The sequence below is a fragment of the Nitrobacter sp. JJSN genome (assembly GCF_051912485.1).
GTDB lineage: Bacteria > Pseudomonadota > Alphaproteobacteria > Rhizobiales > Xanthobacteraceae > Nitrobacter.
In genome coordinates this window covers 3874252-3890802 of the sequence record NZ_CP196822.1, presented here as the reverse complement: position 1 = coordinate 3890802, position 16551 = coordinate 3874252, and the positions used below count along the sequence as shown (strand labels likewise).

Annotated in this window: 14 protein-coding genes and 4 pseudogenes; 6 read left to right on the top strand and 12 right to left on the bottom strand. The window is 59.7% G+C overall.

Going from position 1 to position 16551, the window contains the following annotated elements; genetic code table 11:
- Nucleotides 1-73: 73 nt before the first annotated feature.
- Nucleotides 74-206: pseudogene (locus ACSZOQ_RS18855) on the top strand (nuclear transport factor 2 family protein); the annotation flags it as partial.
- Entirely contained in the window at nucleotides 187-384 is a 198-nt protein-coding gene (locus tag ACSZOQ_RS18850; protein WP_439926168.1) for a hypothetical protein, read from the top strand. The pseudogene ACSZOQ_RS18855 and the gene ACSZOQ_RS18850, both read left to right, overlap by 20 nt.
- A 19-nt stretch (nucleotides 385-403) precedes the next feature.
- On the opposite strand, the gene ACSZOQ_RS18845 is transcribed toward ACSZOQ_RS18850, so the two are convergent.
- The 5 genes from ACSZOQ_RS18845 to ACSZOQ_RS18825 form a co-directional block, all read right to left on the bottom strand.
- Nucleotides 404-592, bottom strand: a complete 189-nt coding sequence (locus tag ACSZOQ_RS18845; RefSeq protein WP_439923896.1) for a hypothetical protein — start codon at nucleotides 590-592, stop codon at nucleotides 404-406.
- 34 nt (nucleotides 593-626) lie between these two features.
- Nucleotides 627-1922, bottom strand: coding sequence for a glycoside hydrolase family 130 protein (locus ACSZOQ_RS18840; RefSeq protein ID WP_439923895.1), 1296 nt, complete (start codon nucleotides 1920-1922; stop codon nucleotides 627-629).
- 42 nt (nucleotides 1923-1964) lie between these two features.
- Complete coding sequence (locus ACSZOQ_RS18835) at nucleotides 1965-4241, bottom strand: glycosyltransferase family 4 protein (RefSeq protein WP_439923894.1); 2277 nt, start codon at nucleotides 4239-4241, stop codon at nucleotides 1965-1967.
- Nucleotides 4238-5197, bottom strand: coding sequence for a class I mannose-6-phosphate isomerase (locus ACSZOQ_RS18830; RefSeq protein WP_439923892.1), 960 nt, complete (start codon nucleotides 5195-5197; stop codon nucleotides 4238-4240). The genes ACSZOQ_RS18835 and ACSZOQ_RS18830 overlap by 4 nt, the downstream gene beginning before the upstream one ends.
- A gap of 440 nt (nucleotides 5198-5637) precedes the next feature.
- Nucleotides 5638-5847, bottom strand: a complete 210-nt coding sequence (locus ACSZOQ_RS18825) for a cold-shock protein (RefSeq protein ID WP_011509387.1) — start codon at nucleotides 5845-5847, stop codon at nucleotides 5638-5640.
- 271 nt (nucleotides 5848-6118) lie between these two features.
- On the opposite strand from ACSZOQ_RS18825, the gene ACSZOQ_RS18820 reads away from it, so the two are divergent.
- Both ACSZOQ_RS18820 and ACSZOQ_RS18815 read left to right on the top strand, forming a co-directional pair.
- Entirely contained in the window at nucleotides 6119-6370 is a 252-nt protein-coding gene (locus tag ACSZOQ_RS18820) for a hypothetical protein (RefSeq protein WP_439923891.1), read from the top strand.
- Nucleotides 6367-6618, top strand: a complete 252-nt coding sequence (locus ACSZOQ_RS18815) for a hypothetical protein (RefSeq protein ID WP_439923890.1) — start codon at nucleotides 6367-6369, stop codon at nucleotides 6616-6618. The genes ACSZOQ_RS18820 and ACSZOQ_RS18815 overlap by 4 nt, the downstream gene beginning before the upstream one ends.
- Nucleotides 6619-7063: 445 nt before the next feature.
- Here the strand turns inward: ACSZOQ_RS18815 and tnpC are convergent, their stop codons facing one another.
- From tnpC to ACSZOQ_RS18800, 3 genes are all read right to left on the bottom strand, one after another.
- A complete protein-coding gene (gene tnpC, locus ACSZOQ_RS18810; protein ID WP_439922718.1) occupies nucleotides 7064-8665 on the bottom strand; it encodes an IS66 family transposase in 1602 nt (533 codons plus the stop codon).
- Between the two features lie 69 nt (nucleotides 8666-8734).
- The gene (gene tnpB / locus ACSZOQ_RS18805) at nucleotides 8735-9088 is read right to left on the bottom strand and encodes an IS66 family insertion sequence element accessory protein TnpB (protein ID WP_439923186.1); all 354 of its coding nucleotides are present in this window, start codon (nucleotides 9086-9088) and stop codon (nucleotides 8735-8737) included.
- Complete coding sequence (locus ACSZOQ_RS18800) at nucleotides 9085-9507, bottom strand: transposase (protein ID WP_439923187.1); 423 nt, start codon at nucleotides 9505-9507, stop codon at nucleotides 9085-9087. The genes tnpB and ACSZOQ_RS18800 overlap by 4 nt, the downstream gene beginning before the upstream one ends.
- A 1008-nt stretch (nucleotides 9508-10515) precedes the next feature.
- Between ACSZOQ_RS18800 and ACSZOQ_RS18795 the strand changes: the two are divergent.
- Nucleotides 10516-10673, top strand: a pseudogene (locus ACSZOQ_RS18795) (adenylyltransferase); the annotation flags it as partial.
- Between the two features lie 50 nt (nucleotides 10674-10723).
- On the opposite strand, the gene ACSZOQ_RS18790 reads toward ACSZOQ_RS18795, so the two are convergent.
- From ACSZOQ_RS18790 to ACSZOQ_RS18780, 3 genes and pseudogenes are all read right to left on the bottom strand, one after another.
- Nucleotides 10724-12103 carry a peptide MFS transporter gene (locus ACSZOQ_RS18790; protein ID WP_439923889.1) on the bottom strand — a complete coding sequence of 460 codons (1380 nt, stop codon included), beginning with the start codon at nucleotides 12101-12103 and terminating at the stop codon, nucleotides 10724-10726.
- 129 nt (nucleotides 12104-12232) lie between these two features.
- A pseudogene (locus ACSZOQ_RS18785) lies at nucleotides 12233-12443 on the bottom strand (IS3 family transposase); the annotation flags it as partial.
- Between the two features lie 93 nt (nucleotides 12444-12536).
- A complete protein-coding gene (locus ACSZOQ_RS18780) occupies nucleotides 12537-12668 on the bottom strand; it encodes a hypothetical protein (protein ID WP_439923888.1) in 132 nt (43 codons plus the stop codon).
- 316 nt (nucleotides 12669-12984) lie between these two features.
- Here ACSZOQ_RS18780 and ACSZOQ_RS18775 point away from each other — a divergent pair, with 316 nt between their 5' ends.
- Nucleotides 12985-16203 (top strand): autotransporter outer membrane beta-barrel domain-containing protein, encoded by a 3219-nt coding sequence (locus tag ACSZOQ_RS18775; RefSeq protein ID WP_439923887.1) that lies wholly within the window; start codon nucleotides 12985-12987, stop codon nucleotides 16201-16203.
- A 166-nt stretch (nucleotides 16204-16369) separates the two neighbouring features.
- Here ACSZOQ_RS18775 and ACSZOQ_RS18770 read toward each other — a convergent pair.
- Nucleotides 16370-16459, bottom strand: a pseudogene (locus tag ACSZOQ_RS18770) (ATP-binding protein); the annotation flags it as partial.
- Between the last annotated feature and the right edge of the window lie 92 nt (nucleotides 16460-16551).

The following is a 16551-nucleotide window of genomic DNA, read 5'->3' as shown; positions in this document are numbered from 1 at the left end:
CAACGAGGTGCGATCGGTAACAGCGTCCATGTTTCAGAGAAAGCGCAAGACGTAGGATATACAGGAGAGCGGCATGGATGAGCGAAGCGTGCGGGCGGCACTGGAAGTGCATTGGGACGCTTCTGACGCAAGCGACTTCGAGGTCGAACATGAAATTTACCGCGAAGATGCATTATCCCCAATCGGATGAGCGAATTCGCGGACGGCACAACAAGCACGCGCGATGCGCCACTGGCGAGACTGCGCGCGCTCACCCGCGAGGATGTTGACACCCTCTATCTCACGATGATGGGAACGTCCGCCCGAGACGCCAAGCGAAAGATCGTCGAATTGACGGCGGCGGACTTGCTCACTCATCAATACTGTTCGCTGCTCCCGTCATGAATCGGTGGCAGACCGAGATTTAAGCGGTGTGCTCCCCGCGGATCGCGCGGTCGATCGCGTCGATCAATCCCTGAATTTCCATGAACTTCGTTCGCGCGCGTTCCGCCTTGTCGCGATCGAACGGCGCCGCGAGCACCCTGGCATGAGCATCGCGGTCTTCGACCATGCGATCCCGCGCCTTCTTCAACATATCAAGACGGTCATTCATGTTAGATATCCCTGACGTTGAATCGGGGCAGTGATCATCCCGCCATAGCTTTCATCAGCGCGGCAATTTCGATAGTCGCGAAATTGGAAAACGTATCGGAGACGGCGTAAGGGAAGATGATTTTATCGTTGTGCCGCATCGCGCCGCAGGTATAGACGACGTTCGGAACGTATCCTTCGCGCTCCGAGGGATCGGGGCGAAGCAACGGCTCACGCAAACGGCCGATGACCTTCGAAGGATCGTTCTTGTCGAGCAATGCGGCGCCAATGGAATACTTTCGGACCGGCCCGACGCCGTGGGTCAGCAACAGCCATCCCTCGTCGAGTTCGATTGGCGATCCGCAATTGCCGATCTGCACGAACTCCCACGGGAATTGCGGCTTCAGAATCGCCTGTCCACCATCCCAGGTGCGCAGGTCATCTGAGTAAATCAGATAGAGGTTCTCGTTATCCTGCCGCGCGATCATCGCGTATTTGCCCTCGATCTTGCGAGGAAACAGCGCCATACCCTTGTTGCGCGCCGCGTTGCCATTCAGAACCGAGAGGCGAAACGAGACGAAGTCGGAGGTCTCGATGAGCTCCGATCGGATCGCCCGTCCGCTATAGGCGGTATAGGTCGCATAATATGTTCTGCGGTCACCCTCGCGAAATTCAACGAAGCGCGCGTCCTCGATTCCATTGGATTGAGATTCCGTGATGGGGAAAATCACCCGCTCGCTGATGTGCTCATCGAGCTTGAAGACAACCTCGACATCGTCATCACGGCCGGACGCCGAAATGAGGATTTCGGGGCTTGATGCAAGCCGTGCAGTGGAATCGACGCTGACTGTTCCGTCGGCCGCAATGAGCCCGGATCGAAACGTCAACGACGACACATGACCTTCGCCGACCGCACGAAGGCTGAGGATAAAGCGCAGACTGCCTTCCGGCGCCCCCGACTGATCCGGGTGCGCCACAATGCTGGGATTGAACAGCGCGGACGCCTCAAACGAATATTCATTCAGGAAGTAAGCGCCGATCAGTTGGCGCTGCACCTGCGTGAAGGCAGCATGATCGGCCAACGCGGCTTCCATCTCTTCGGCGCGCGCCTCGAATGTTCGCAGCAGGTTGCGATGGCGGCCCTCAAAATTCTCCAGCACGTCGGCCAACTGGCTCGCTGCGGCATCCGCGTCGAGGCTTAAAACCCTGTCGACAATATGGTTGGCGCGGGTCTTGTCCGTCGGATTGAGGTCGCGCGGCTCGGTTGCCGGCTTAAACGGTCGCACGATGACGCGCGTCGGGTCGGGTCGCAGAGAAAGCGCCTGACGGCTCAGGAAGGGATGTTGCGACAAGGATTCCTCGGAGTTTTTTACGCAGATTGTGGGTTCGGGTGCTCAAGCCACGCGCGGCAGAAGATTCGCGCGGCTCTCGCTGAGGCGCGCAATCTGGCGAATTTCGCAAAGGCCGAGAAGATAAGATACCACGGATTCGCCCCCGCAGTTCTCGTTCGGGCGATCGGGGTGCAGGCCGTCGCGGCAACTCCCGGTTTCCAGATCGACCAGCGAGACCGACAAATCATTGCTGCCGAGGAACCATGCGAACACGCGCGCCGCTTCGGCCTTCCACTCCACGTCATGATCGGCGCGCCACGCCGCAAGACAGGCAGCGATGGTCGCGGCCGCTTCCAGTGGCTGTTGATCGAACGCCCGGGGCGGCTTTCGCTTGTCGGAAAATCCTTCGGTGCCAACAGGTCTGAACTGACCCGTGGCGGAGGTCTGCTGCGTCACGAGCCAGCGGAGGGATTTCATACCGGCTTCGAGATAGGCCGATGTCTTGGTGGCAACGCCGGTCAGGATCAGCGCTTGCGGCAAGCGTGCATTGTCATAAGCCAGCCCTTCCTCGAACCAGACCCAGTCCGGCGTCTCGACCGCGGCAAGAATCGACATCAATCTGTCGGCGAGACGAAGACGGAGGCTGATAGCTCGTTCATCATTGGCCGCGGCGGTGCAGTAGGCATCGAGCCCCAGCAACACGAACACCCACGCGCGCGGCGAAGCAAGCCTCTCTGCGGTCGACATGACGTCTGCGAACAGCGCCGCCGCCCAGGTTCGCCGGGACGGATTTGCGTCAGCAAGTGCGCACACGCCCAACGCCCATAGCGTTCGGCCGTGGCTGTCCTCCGATCCCGTGTCTTCGAGCCAGTTCCGGTCAAAGCCCATGAAATTGCGGAAGCGCCTGGTGTCAGGATTCCATGCATGCTGGACGAAAGCGGCGAAGCGGGCCGTCAGCACCTCCGGCAAGCGCTGCTCGCCGGGATTGTTAAGCGCGCATGCCAGCAACAGCGCGCGCGCATTGTCGTCGACGCAATAGCCATGAGAGCGATCCGGTACGCAGTGAACCGCATGCTGAAACAGGCCGGTATCGTCGCACATTGATAGCAAATGATCGATCTGCATCTCCGGCGGCGCCTGGCTATCGCGCAACAACGTGCTGGTGTCCGATCGGGCAATCGTCTTGAGCCGATGCCTGCGGCCGGCATTTTCAAACACGGACATGTAGCGGTCCGCCGTTCGTTCCCATGTCATGGAGCGGCTGCTCGAATAGGCGCGCTTTCGCATCGCCTGCCGCAGCGCATCGTTCTTCAGCAGCTTTGTAATCTCGCTGCCAATCGCGGCGGCATCGCCAAACGGCACCAGAATGCCGCGACCGTCGGCCAGCAATTCCCTCGCGTGCCAATACGGCGTGGAAACGACGGCTTTCCCCAGCCCAAAACTGTAAGCCAGCGTGCCTGACGTCATTTGGGCTTCGTTGAGATAAGGCGTGACGTAGACGTCGCACATGGAAATGAAGCCGAGCAGAGTCTTCTGATCGACAAACTGGTCGAGGAACACCACGTGATCCTCGACGCCGGCTTTCCGTGCACGCTCGATAAGACTTTCACGATAGACCTCGCCCTGATCCCGCACCAGGTTCGGATGGGTGGCGCCAAGAACGACGTAAACGGCATCCGGCCGGCTTTTCAGAATTGACGGCATGGCATCGATCATGACCTCGACCCCCTTGTTGGGCGAGAGCAGACCGAACGTCAAAATCACCGCTCTGTTGCTGAACCCGAGCTTGGCTTTGGCTCCGTCTGGTTCGAGGAACTCAAATTCCGGGATGCCGTGAGGGATCACTTCGATCTTTTCGTCGGGCACATGGTAGATGCTGCGCAACAGTTCGCGGCCCTTTTCGGCCATGACGACGATCTTGGACGATACGGCCACGATGCGCGAGAGCACGTCGCGCTGCGCCGTTGTCGGCTCGGTCAGAACCGTGTGTAGCGTCGTGACGATCGGCATGGTGAGCCGCGACAGCAGCATCATAATTCGATTCCCGGCCTCGCCTCCGAAAATGCCAAATTCGTGCTGCAGAGACACGGCCTGGAACCTGCCGCCATTCAGGAAATCCGCCGCCCCAATATAGTCTTCGGGGCAGCGATCGTTGATCTGGAAACCGACGGTGGGCGGATAGTCGTAGACCTGATCATGATCGGTCATGGCGACGATGGTGGCTTCGAGATCAGGACGCGAGTCAGCGACGGCGCGTTGGAGATCGGTGGTGAAGGTCGCAATTCCGCAACGGCGGGGCAATGAGTTGCCAATGAACGCCATACGATTGAGCGTGGTCACGTCTGTGCCTCCTGTTCTGCGAACGGCGGCAAGTGTTCGGACGCAGTCCGTGTTGATGGCACGCACGCAGAAACCGGACCGGTAGTGGTGCCGATATCGCTCTGCTGCTCAAGCGCGCTAGAATTTACATTTGGGCCGAGATAGACGAGCAAGCCCGTCACGCCTTCGTCACCGGTTTCGATTGCGGCGCGATCCGCGGCAACGAAGAAGGCATCGCCGAGAAATGCGTCAGTCAAACCGATCCGGGCATGACCACCGACAACCAAAACCCAGGTCTCTTCCGGCGCGTCGAGCGTCCACATGGAATTTACGGGAAGGTCGAACTGCTCCAGTACAAATTGAGGGCTGACAACGAGCGCGGTTCTTGCTTCGGTCAGCTTTTGCGGCGGCAGCTGAGATTCGGCCGGTCCTGTTTTGGCAACGGCCACGGCATGATCGACATGCAGTTCACGTTGCCGTCCATAGTCGAACAGGCGAAAGGTGACGTTGCTTTGCTGCTGGATCTCCGCGAGGACGATGCCGGGGCCGATCGCATGAATAGTGCCGGCGGGGACGGAGATCACATCGCCATCGCGAACCGTGTGCCACTGCACTTTGTCGGCGATGGAACGGTCTTCGATCGAAGCGCGCAAACCCGCGGACGACAGCGGATGCTTCAATCCAATAGCAACCTGCGCTCCAGGCTTCGCAGAAAGAATATACCAAGCCTCTGTTTTGCCGTTCGGCAGGCCGAGTGACCGCGCAAACGTGTCGTCCGGATGAACCTGTATGGAGAGCGGTTCGGTTGTAAACAACAACTTGAGAAGCAACGCCGATTTTGGCGCGGCGACATCCGCGCGTTCGAACCACAGCTCGCCGATTGCATCGCCATTTGCAGGTGTGGCAGCCCAGGGCAGCAGATCGGTGCTCCCCCACGGCTTGCGGTGCATTTGCACAACGGCATGTTCGATCGTCACATAGCCTCCGGGCCAGCGGCTCACAAACCGAGCCGACACGAAATGGCGCGACCTCGCCCGCTCCTGCGAGCGTGCCGCGATTCCTGTTTCAACAATTCAGCTAAGCTAATGCGTCGTTCGCGATGCACAGCATCGCGGTTCAGGCTCACGAGAGCTTCATGTCCACATTCAGCGGAGGTGTCGCGACCCGGTTATAATAAGGTCCTATTGCTGCGGACTTCCGCGCAGCGGCGCTAGTTGAGCGCTTCGTGTTCATGCGCTCTTTCGAACCAAATAGCCATGGCTATCTTCGGAGCGAATGCCGCACGATGAGCAAAAGCCCGCCGGCTTTGCGGCCAGCGGGCTTCCTACACTTCGATAACCTGAGCACACCTCTCACTGAGAGACGCGCACCCGATCTAGAGGTCCCAGTACATCCGTGGGCATCTCAAATCGGCAATTTAATCGACTCGAAGATTCTCCGCGCTGGTCTTGCCGCGCATGCTGTCGGTCTTGGCCTCGAACGAAACCTTCTGGCCGTCATTGAGGGAGCTCAAGCCAGCGCGTTCGACCGCGCTGATATGAACGAAGATATCCTGCCCGCCACCGTCAGGCTGAATGAAGCCGAAGCCCTTTGTCGCATTGAACCACTTCACTGTTCCAGTTGCCATTTATAATCTCCAAGATGCGCGAAAGCGCGTTTTGCTCGCACGACCTCCGTGCAAGCTTGATCCGAGTTCAGCGATGTCTTGGGGAATGGAGCCGGTTTCGGCGCGGTCAACAAGCCAGAGCGATAGTTCGAACTCAACCTACATATGGTGACTTAGGGAAAATACAAGGGCCCGATCAAACCGGGCGACATTTTGCTGCCTTGTATTAGTGAGGGCAGGCCCAGGCTCAGAATGAATAGCTATTAGACCAGAAAGAGCGCACGTTCATGGAATGGCGCCTCAAACACAATTTATTGTGCAGTCCTTCAACGCCGCAAAAGGCGATCAGTTGAAGCCAGACACGCCGATTGTGTGTCGATCAGCAGAGGGCGCTCGTCGAACCGCGCAGAGGCTTGGAGTGTCCAAGGCAGGCGTCATTGCCTTCTCCACAACCTCGGATGACGAAACCGGCGACTACGATGACGAGCCGACGGTCTTTTACCGGGAAGGACGGATTCCCGACGAATTCAGTGCAATGCCATGACCGGTGCGCTGTCGGTGCTGTTTTCTAAGAACGAATTACCCGATCTACCGATAATCCTGATCGAGCCGCATCGAAATCGGGAAGGCGTTTGGCGCATCAAGTTCTGCTACGCGGATGGCGAGCCGCTCTCCATGAGTTCGATTCAGGCATCGGCGCTGGCCTGCGATCTTCATCAAATGGGCGAAACTCAGTTGGCCGATGAGATCGATGATGCAGTTAAAAATGCAAAACGCTACTGCTCGATGTGAGCACGCCTGTTAACCGGACGCGTTTTCGATCCAGGAGGAGATCGCCCTGTCAAAAAGTAATCGAGAGTTTCAATGCTTTTGAAATCTCAGGATCGACGCTAAGAGCGCGTCCCGTAACGTCGAACTCAAGGGAGTTCGGGACAATAAGGTTAGTTGGACTATCCCGGACAACAAAATTTTCGATTAGGGTCGGGTGAAGCCGAAGCTCTCAAGATGTGCCCGAAGAGTTCTTCTTCCCGAACGAGAACTTCCAGATTCGATTCCCGCTATCCGATACAGGTGCGTCAGCAGTTTTGCCAGTCCACCTGCCGTCATCGCGTCTCCTCGCTGAGAGCGAATGACCGGTGTAGCGTTGTCGATGTGACGACTGCGGAAACCGCACTCAAAGTGGCTGGCGAGAGCTGATCGCAATCTACTTGATCGAATTGGTAGTAGTCGTAAGCGCTCAACCGCTGCCCCATTGATGTGGGCTTGACGTTTTGCGGAATCTCCAGGGCATGAGGTCTTCGATTTTGCTTTGAGGATGGCCGGCGATGATTGCCTCGAGTGTTTCGGCGATGTAGGCGACGGGGTTGACGTCGTTGAGCTTGCAGGTGGCTACGATCGACGCCAGCAAAGCCCAATTCTCGGCTCCAACTTCATGACCAGCAAATAGCGCATTTTTTCTGGTCAGGCACACCGGCCGGATGGCGTTTTCGACCGGATTGGTGTCGAGCTCGAGACGTCCGTCTTCGAGGAAGCGGGTCAGCCCCGGCCAATGATTGAGCGCGTAGCGGATGTCCTGGGCGAGTGTCGAGCTGCTGGAGATCATCGACAGCTGTTTCTCGAACCACGGCTTCAAAGCAGCAACGACAGGCCGCGAATGCTCCTTGCGCGCGGCCAGTCGGATGTCCGGCGATGAGCCGCGCACCGTGGCTTCGATGGCATAGAGAAGCGCAATCTGCCGGACCGCGTCTTCGGCGATCGGCGATCTGCTGTTGCGCGCCAGCTTGACGAAGCGCCGACGCAGATGACTCCAGCAATGCACGAGCGTCCAGGGGCCTTGCGGTCGCGCAACGCCGGTCAGCCGATCATAGCCCTCGTATGCGTCGCATTGCAGGAAGCGCCCGTTAAAGCCGTCCAGGAACTGCCTGGCGAAAGCGCCGCTGCGTCCGGACGCATATCGGAACAGCACGATCGGCGGACTTGGGCCGCTGTGGCCGCGGTCGTCGGAGACAATAGCCCAGAAGAAGCCTTTCTTCGTCTGGCCGCGCCCGGGAGCAAGCACCGGCGCCGTGGTCTCGTCCATGAACAGGCGATCCGCCGCCGCCAGTTGGCGGCGCATCCGATCCCCAACAGCCTGGAGATGGAAGCAGGCGCGGCCGGACCAGTTCCCCAGCGTCGCCCGGTCGAGCCGGATCCCTTGTCGCGCGTAGATCCCGGCCTGCCGGTAAAACGGCGTATGATCGCCGAACTTGGCGACGATCACTTGCGCAATGGCCGCTTCGGTCGGCAGTCCGCCAGGCACGACATGCTCCGGCGCGTGCGCCTGAACGACCGCGCCCGAGCAGCGGCGGCAAGCATATTTTGGACGACGCGTGACCAGCACGCGCCATTGCGCCGGGATCACGTCGAGACGCTCGCTGACGTCTTCGCCGATCTTCGTCATCGCGCCGCAGCCGCAGGGACACAGCGTGCTCGCAGGCTCGATGATCCGCTCCACCCGCGGCAAATGCGCAGGCAGGCAGCCCCGATTGCGATGACGGGCTTGATCTGATGCGCCGCGCGATCGGCCCTGGATAATCGCTGCCGCGTTCTCCTGCGCCGCGTCCAGGACGCCTTGCGCGATCTCGACGTCTTCGAGCGGCAAATGATATTGATCAGGCCGCAGCTTCTCGGACTTCGCGCCGAACTTCTCGCGGCGAAGTTCTCCGAGGATAACCTCCAGCCGGCGCCGCGCCTCTTCCGACGTTGCCAGCGCCGCCTGATGCTCGCCCAACGTCGCTTGCGTTTGCGCCAAAAGCGCCTTCAGGCGTTCGTTCTCGTCGCGCAGCGCCGCGGTGTTCATGCGCTATTTCCAGCACATCGCCGCCGTTCTCGCCATGCGCAAAGAGCGTCCCGAGTCACTCTGCCGCAGTTATCCCGCCGCTTGCGGACGCCGTGCTTCCTCCGGACGGACCAGCCTCCAGTCCAAACCTTCAAACAAGGCCGCAAACATCGCCGGCGATACCCGCATCACGCCATCCGCAATCGTCGGCCACACGAACTTGCAGCCTTCGAGCCGCTTGTGCACCAACACCAGGCCCGTGCGATCCCAGACCAAAATCTTGATCCGATCCGCTCGCCTCGATCGGAACACGAACGCCGCGCCGCAGAACGGGTCGAGACCAAGCATCTCCTGCACCTTCGCCGCAAGCCCATCGTGACCACAGCGGAAGTCGACAGGCCGCGTCGCGATGTAAATCTTCAACTCCGCGCCAGCAGCGATCATCGTGACGTCCGCACCGCGCGGATCACCTGTGATAGTTGCTTCTCGCCGATCGCCGCGTCCGTCCGCACGACGATGTCACCGATCGCAATCTCAATCTTGACCATCGGAACGTGACGCTCGTCTAACGGCTCTTCCACAACCAGCGGTGCGAAGCTTGTCGTCGGAGAGTCGCACGACGGCAAGCCGCCTCTCTGTCGAAAGCGTCGGCGCCAGTCGTAAATCTGCCAGCGCGTCGCACCATGCTTGCGCGCCACCTCCGCTACCTGAGCGCCAGGCAATAAACTCTCGGCAACGATCCGAGCACGCTCAGATTCCGAACGTACGCGCCGCCCCGTCGGTCCCTCAAGCACTTCAAGCCGGCTGACTATTCCAGTCGATGAGCCGTCCAAATGGACGTCCTTTTTGCCGTCTAACACCATCCAAAACCTCCGTCACAACCGGAGGATTCTTCGCATGTTCGATGCTAACCCGATACAAGGGGATCAACTGAGCGCTTACTAGTAGTCTCTCGCTGCCTGAGGAGGTTATGCGCGCGCTGTGTGCCACATTGCCGTTTTCCTCGTAGATGTCGGCCACACACAGGTTTGAGATCTGGGAGGCGCGAAGGCCTAAGTCGAAGGAGAGCAGGCGTGCTCTTTGGAGACGATAAGACGACCGGTCGATTTTGAGGGATGGATTGAGGTATGTGTAAACTTGACCAAACAAATTCTTGTTTGAAATTAGGTATTTATGTCAGCATACTGGCGGAGAGAGTGGGACTCTGCGCCTATTATTACCTTAGACCCAATTTGCAGGCGTTTCTTCGCACGTACGACGCCGCTGGTACTGATGCTGGTACAATGGGTGGTACACCGGAAAAGCGCAAGCCCATCGTCAGCATCGTAGCAGCTGGAGGTTAATGCGCCGCCGGCGACGTCGGTTGCCGCTGACGCCGTAGAGTCCGGCGGACGGCATCGTATCCGCGCCGCGCAGCCTGGTCGTCTGGCGCACGCCGAGCGGCGCCGGCACAGCCGCGGTCAGAGCGGCGGTTGCTGGCTTGATAGATGCGGTCTCGTCTCGTTAGCTTGTTCGCAGGCTGACATGCTTGCTTGTGAAGATGATATCTTGATAACTCGCTAACCTTGCGACCATGGCTGAAACCCCAAAATTAAAGGATCGGCGCGGCCGCCTGAAGAGGCGGCCCTCAGGCATTGATAAACAGGCGGTCGGAGCATTCACGTATTCCCGGATTTGGGACTGGTAGTTGGCGACGCTTCCGATCGGTAGCGCCACCGCTAGGTTTCATCGCCGCCTATCTCGATATCGAAAATATCCGCGTCGGCTTTGCGCCTGACTTTCCATATTCGGAACAGCCGCCAAAGGTCCGGCAGCGCGTCGGACAACTCGCGCAGAATAAGATTCGGCTCTACCCACTTCTGCAAATGGCCGAACCGCCGCCGGCGGGCACGGTGCCGAGCTGCCAGCAAGCGGGCATTCTCAGCGCGCTGGCCGGCATACTCGGCTTGATGACGGCGCTGGAGTCATTCGCGCGATCGTCGGATTCGGCGAAGGGCTGGTCGGACGCCTGCTGAGGATCAGCGGCCGTTTGAGGCTAAGGCGATACCGGAGCTGCTCAAGGATCTCCGAAATCAAGCCCTAAAATGCTTCGACGTTTAGCATCGTCCGCAGCGGCTTCCTAAAGATCAGGAACACAATCCCCGTGATGCTGGCGAGCGCAGCGATCATCAGAAAGAAGCTCATCTTGTCCATGGTGCTCCAAAAGCTCCCGAGCCAACCGGCGAGGAAGTTGCCAACGAAGTTTGTGGTGAGCCACAAGCCCATCATCATCGAGACCGTGCGGGCAGGGGATAGTTTGGAGACTAGCGAGAGCCCAATCGGCGAGAGGTAAAGCTCGCCCACGGTGATGATCACGAAATAGGCAAGGAGCCACAGCCAGTTCGCCTTGCCTCCACCCGACTGCCAAGCCGCCACCGCCATGATCAGATAGGAGACGGCGCAGGCAAAGCAGCCGAAGGCCATTTTGCTTAGGGTCGAAGGCTCCTGGCTCCGTCGCGCCTGCCAACTCCAAAGCCCCAAGACGAGCGGCGTGAATGCCAAAATCATGAAAGGATTGAATGCCTGAAACCAGGTAACCGGGATTTCTCCGCGCCAGAAAATGAGGTTGATCGAGCGGTCGGTGAAATCGCTGGCCCACAGTGCGATGGTGTTGCCCTGCTGTTCATAGGTCGCCCAGAACAGGCTCGTCGGCAGAAGTAGAAAGAGAAGCGCAACAACCACGCTCCGTTCGCTTGCGTCGAGCCGGATTTTGTCGCGGGGAGCGCAACGCAATGCATCCGGAGGCAGTAGCGGGGAAGCGTAGATATAGACGGCAAGCCCGATCATCATGCCGATGCCTGCGGCTCCGAAGCCATAAGGCCAGCCAATCTCCTCGCCTAGTGTGCCCGCCACCAGCGGCGCCAGCATCGCTCCGAGGTTGATCCCGACGTAAAAGATTGAGTAGGCGCGGTCACGGCGGGAATCGCCTTGGGTGTAAAGACTACCCACCTGCGACGATATATTGGGCTTGAAGCAGCCGCTCCCCAGAATGATAGTCAAGATCGCGAAGAGAAACAGCGGCTCGAATGCCATCATGAAGTGGCCGAGCGCCATCAGCGAGGCGCCCAGCATCACGGTTCGCCGCTGACCCAGAAGACGGTCGGCGATAAGCCCTCCGAAGATCGGTGTGAGATAGACGAAACCAGTGTAGAAGCCATAGAGGTGCGAGGCGAAGGGCTGCACGCCAAGCGGACCAAAGATTGATTCGAACAGGCTGCGGACTGGCGCGAGCCCGATCACCAAATCCGCCCGCTCGGGCAGCAGCAAATATCGTACCATGTAGATGACGAGCAGCGCGCGCATCCCGTAATAAGAGAAGCGTTCCCACATTTCTGTCGCGAAGAGGAACATCAACCCGCGCGGATGACCAAAAAGTTGTCGCTGGCGTCCGCACCAGTTTCTGTGTTGCATGTCCGACATGGCTATTGTGCTGCACTCGCCGTCTATCACGTGCATTAGGCTAATTGCTGTGGCATGTCCGTCGTCAGATGATTTGAGAATGATCGGGCATTTTGCGAAGAGAGGTTCTGGCCCATCAGTGGTTAGAGTTTAAGCGGCCTGCAATCGATGCTGCAAGCGACGGTTTGCCATAGTGTCGCGTTTGATGCGTTGACGCTCGGCCAGGATTGTCGCGGCTGTGCCGAAGTAAATGTCAGCCGGGGTCAGGTTGTCGACGCTCTCGTGATAGTGGACATGGATTGTAGTGCTCGACGAAGGCGCCGACCTGCCGTTCGAGATCGTCAAGCAAGTAGTGGTTGTCCGTGGCGCCGAAGTGCAAGCCATCCACCATCAGCGTAACGGAACATCGTCAATACCTGGCTAGTCGGTGCTAACCGGTCGATAGCAAACTGGCTCAGTCTTTTGATGACTTCCTGAATCTGACGCCTTCGCCTGAATCTTCACTCGCTGCAAAAAATTCGACGCCATATTCATCCTCAAGAGTGCGCTGCATGGCCTCGAGCACCTTGCGCCGGCGCGGATCCATTTTCTCTCCGCTATCCAAACAAACGCAATCTTGTCCCTCATCCCGGCGGCGGTTCAGACATCCGCAACTCAGCGTTGCACCTGGAATGTGCAAGGCGTCGCGGCACAGCGGAGTGCTGCATCGCAGGCACTGCTAAATGCGTCCCCCAAGTGCAACACCGCGGCTGAATCAAAACTTGCTGGCAGACGAGAGCGGCGCGGAATGCCCGATCAGATGGCAGGTAAGATAATATTAGCCATAGGTAAGATAATATCAGTCACGCGATTCGGTCACGGCTTTGCTGGCGACCTCCAGCACGCAGCCGGAGGAACGGGGCATGGGCAGGCTGACAATGCACAAGACGCGATTGGCGGCGGGGCTCGCTTCGGCGTTGACGTGGGCAGCGCCGGCAGCGGCGCAGGATGCCAGTTGGCTCGCCGCTCCGCCCAACAGCAATTTTAATGACACTGCGAACTGGACCCCGACCACCGTGCCGATCGGCACCGCATCGTTCGGCACATCGACCGGCACGAACATTACATTCGCGAATGACACCACCCTGGGCGGGTGGATCTTCAACGCCGGCGCTTCGAATTATTCCTTCACGAACAACCATTCTCTGATCTTCGCTGGCGCCGGGATCGTCGTCAACGGGGGCAGCGTCAGCATCACCAGCGACAATTTGCTGAGCTTCGCCTACAGCAGCACAGCTGGCAGCGCCAGTATCACTAATAACAGTGTCCTGGAGTTCTTCGATACCAGCACGGCCGGCAGCGCCAGCATCACCAATAACGGTGGCCTGTACTTCTTCAGCGGCAGCATGGCCGGCAGCGCCAGCATCACCAATAACAGTGTCCTGCAGTTCTCCAACACCAGCACGGCCGGCAACGCCAGCATCACCAATAACGGTAGCCTGTACTTCTACAGCGGCAGCACGGCCGGCAGCGCCAGCATCACTAATAACAGTCTTCTGGAGTTCTTCGACACCAGCACGGCCGGCAACGCCAGCATCACCAATATCGGTGGCCTGTACTTCTTCAGCGGCAGCATGGCCGGCAGCGCCAGCATCACTAATAACAGTGTCCTGGAGTTCTTCGACACCAGCACGGCTGGCACCGCCAACATCACCAATAACGGTAGCGGTTACTTCTACAGCGGCAGCACGGCCGGCAGCGCCCGCATCACTAATAACAATCTCCTGCAGTTCTTCGACACCAGCACGGCTGGCAACGCCAGCATCACTAACAACAGTGTCCTGCAATTCGGCAGCGGCAGCACGGCCGGCAGCGCCATCATCACTAATAACAATCTCCTGCAGTTCTTCGACACCAGCACGGCCGGCAACGCCAGCATCACCAATAACGGTGGCCTGTACTTCTACAGCGGCAGCACGGCCGGCAGTTCCAGCATCACCAGTGACAATTTGCTGAGGTTCGTCAACAGCAGCACGGCCGGCAGCGCCCGCATCACAAATAACAGTCTCCTGGAGTTCTTCGACACCAGCACGGCGGGCACCGCCAGCATCACCAATATCGGTGGCCTGTACTTCTTCAGCGGCAGCACGGCCGGCAGCGCCAGCATCACCAATGGGGCTGCTGGTGCGGTGACCGACTTCTCGGGGTCGAGCGGACCGGTCAACAACGGGCAACTCTCCGCCGGTTCGATCGCCGGCAACGGGCAGTTCTATCTCGGCGCCAATCAACTCACGGTCGGCGGCAACAATCTGAGCACCATCGTCAGCGGCGTCATCAGCGACTGCGGACCGTCAGGCTCGAGTTGTATTTCTGGCGCCTTCGGCGGCTCGCTGGTCAAGACCGGAACGGGGACGCTAACCTTGTCGGGGTCGAACATCTACACCGGAACCACCACGGTCGATGCCGGCACGCTCAACGTCACCGGCTCGCTGGCGGCATCAAGCCCGGTCAGCGTCAATACCGGCGCGGTGCTTGCGGGCACCGGCAGCGTCGGCAGCGTCAGCATCAACAGCGGCGGCACGCTGGCGCCGGGTGACGGCACACCGGGCTCCTCGATGAATCTCGGCAGCCTGGCCCTGCAAGCGGGCGCGACGTATGTGGTGATGCTCAACCCCGCTACCACGTCATCCGCCAATGTCACGGGTGCAGCGACGCTCGGCGGCGCCACCGTCAAGGCGATCTATGCCAACGGCAGTTATATCTCGAAGCAATACACCATCCTCACCGCAGGCAACGTCAGCGGCACGTTTGGCTCGCTGGTCAACACCAACCTGCCCGCAAATTTCACGACCCGCCTGAGTTACGATCCGACCCACGCCTATCTCAATCTGGCGCTGAACTTTGTTCCGGAGCCGGCGAGAGCCTTTACAAGCTCCAATCAGCGCAATGTCGCCAACGCGCTGATCAATTCCTTCAACACCGCCGGCGGCATTCCGCTGGTATTCGGTGCGCTGACGCCGGCAGGCCTGGCGCAGGTCTCGGGTGAAGCGGCGACCGGCTCGCTACAGCCCACCTTCGATGCGATGAACCTGTTCCTGGGGATCTTGAGCGATCCCTTCATCGCCGGCCGCGGCAATGGTGCAACCACAAACGGTGCGGCCCCAGCCTATGCCGAAGAGGGCTACGATCTCAGTGCCTACGCGCCGGGAGACACCCCACGTTCGAAGAACGAGCGTGACGCCTATGCCGCAATCTCTCACAAGGCGCCTGCAATGGCCGATCCCCTCATCCCGCGCTGGAGCGTGTGGGCCGCGGGCTACGGCGGCTCGCAGACCACCGACGGCAATGCGTCGCTCGGCTCCAGTACCGCGACCTCAAGTGTCGCCGGCGTCGCGGTCGGCGCCGACTACCGCATCTCGCCATTCACAACCGCCGGCTTCGCAATGGCGGGCGGCGGCACCAATTTCAATGTCGCCAACGGGCTGGGCAGCGGACACTCCGACCTGTTCCAGGCCGGCACCTTCATTCGACACACCGTCGGCGCGGCCTATCTCTCCGGTGCGCTCGCTTACGGCTGGCAGGACGTCACCACCAACCGCATCGTGACGATCAGCGGCGCAGACCGGTTGCAGGCGCGCTTTAGCGCCAACGCATGGTCGGGCCGTGTCGAAGGCGGCTATCGCGTGGTCAGCCCGGCAATGGGCGGCGTCGGGATCACGCCTTATGCGGCCGGCCAGTTCACCACCTTCGATCTTCCGGCCTACGCCGAAAGCGTTCTGTCCGGCGCCAACACCTTTGCGCAGGCCTACAATGCCAAGAGCGTGACGGATACCCGCAGCGAACTCGGTGTCCGCACCGACAAATCCTACGCGGTGCAGGACGCGATCCTGACGCTGCGCGGGCGTCTTGCATGGGCGCACGATTTCAATCCGGATCGCACAGTCGCCGCGACGTTCCAGACCTTGCCTGGCGCCAGCTTCGTCGTGAACGGCGCGGCCATGGCCTCCGACGCCGCGCTGGTCACCGGCGCGGCCGAGATGAAGTGGATCGGCAACTGGTCGGTGGCCGCCACCATCGAGAGCGAGTTCTCCAACGTCACACGATCCTACGCCGGCAAGGGCACCGTCCGCTACGCGTGGTGAAGCAATCAGCAGAGCAGTTGCAGGCTGTACGCGGAAGCAGTAGTGCGCGAGCCGAACGAGAAGCTGTGGCTCGACACGCCGGAACTCGTGAAGGCCCACGATGCAATCGTGGCCACGGCCAAGGAGCCTAACTCTGGTTGACGACCTCGCCGATCTCGCCGGAGAAATTCGGAGACAGCCCGCTGCTGCCTCGTTCGTAGCGCTGGCTGAAGACCTCGAACAGCAGCTCTGCCCCAGTCGCAGAGAGGGGCACATAGCGCCTGCGAACTCTATGGTCAGAGCCGACAGTTATGGATCGTCAGTGTGGCCGGCCTCGTCAACAGCACTCTTTAAATATTTTCTAACAAC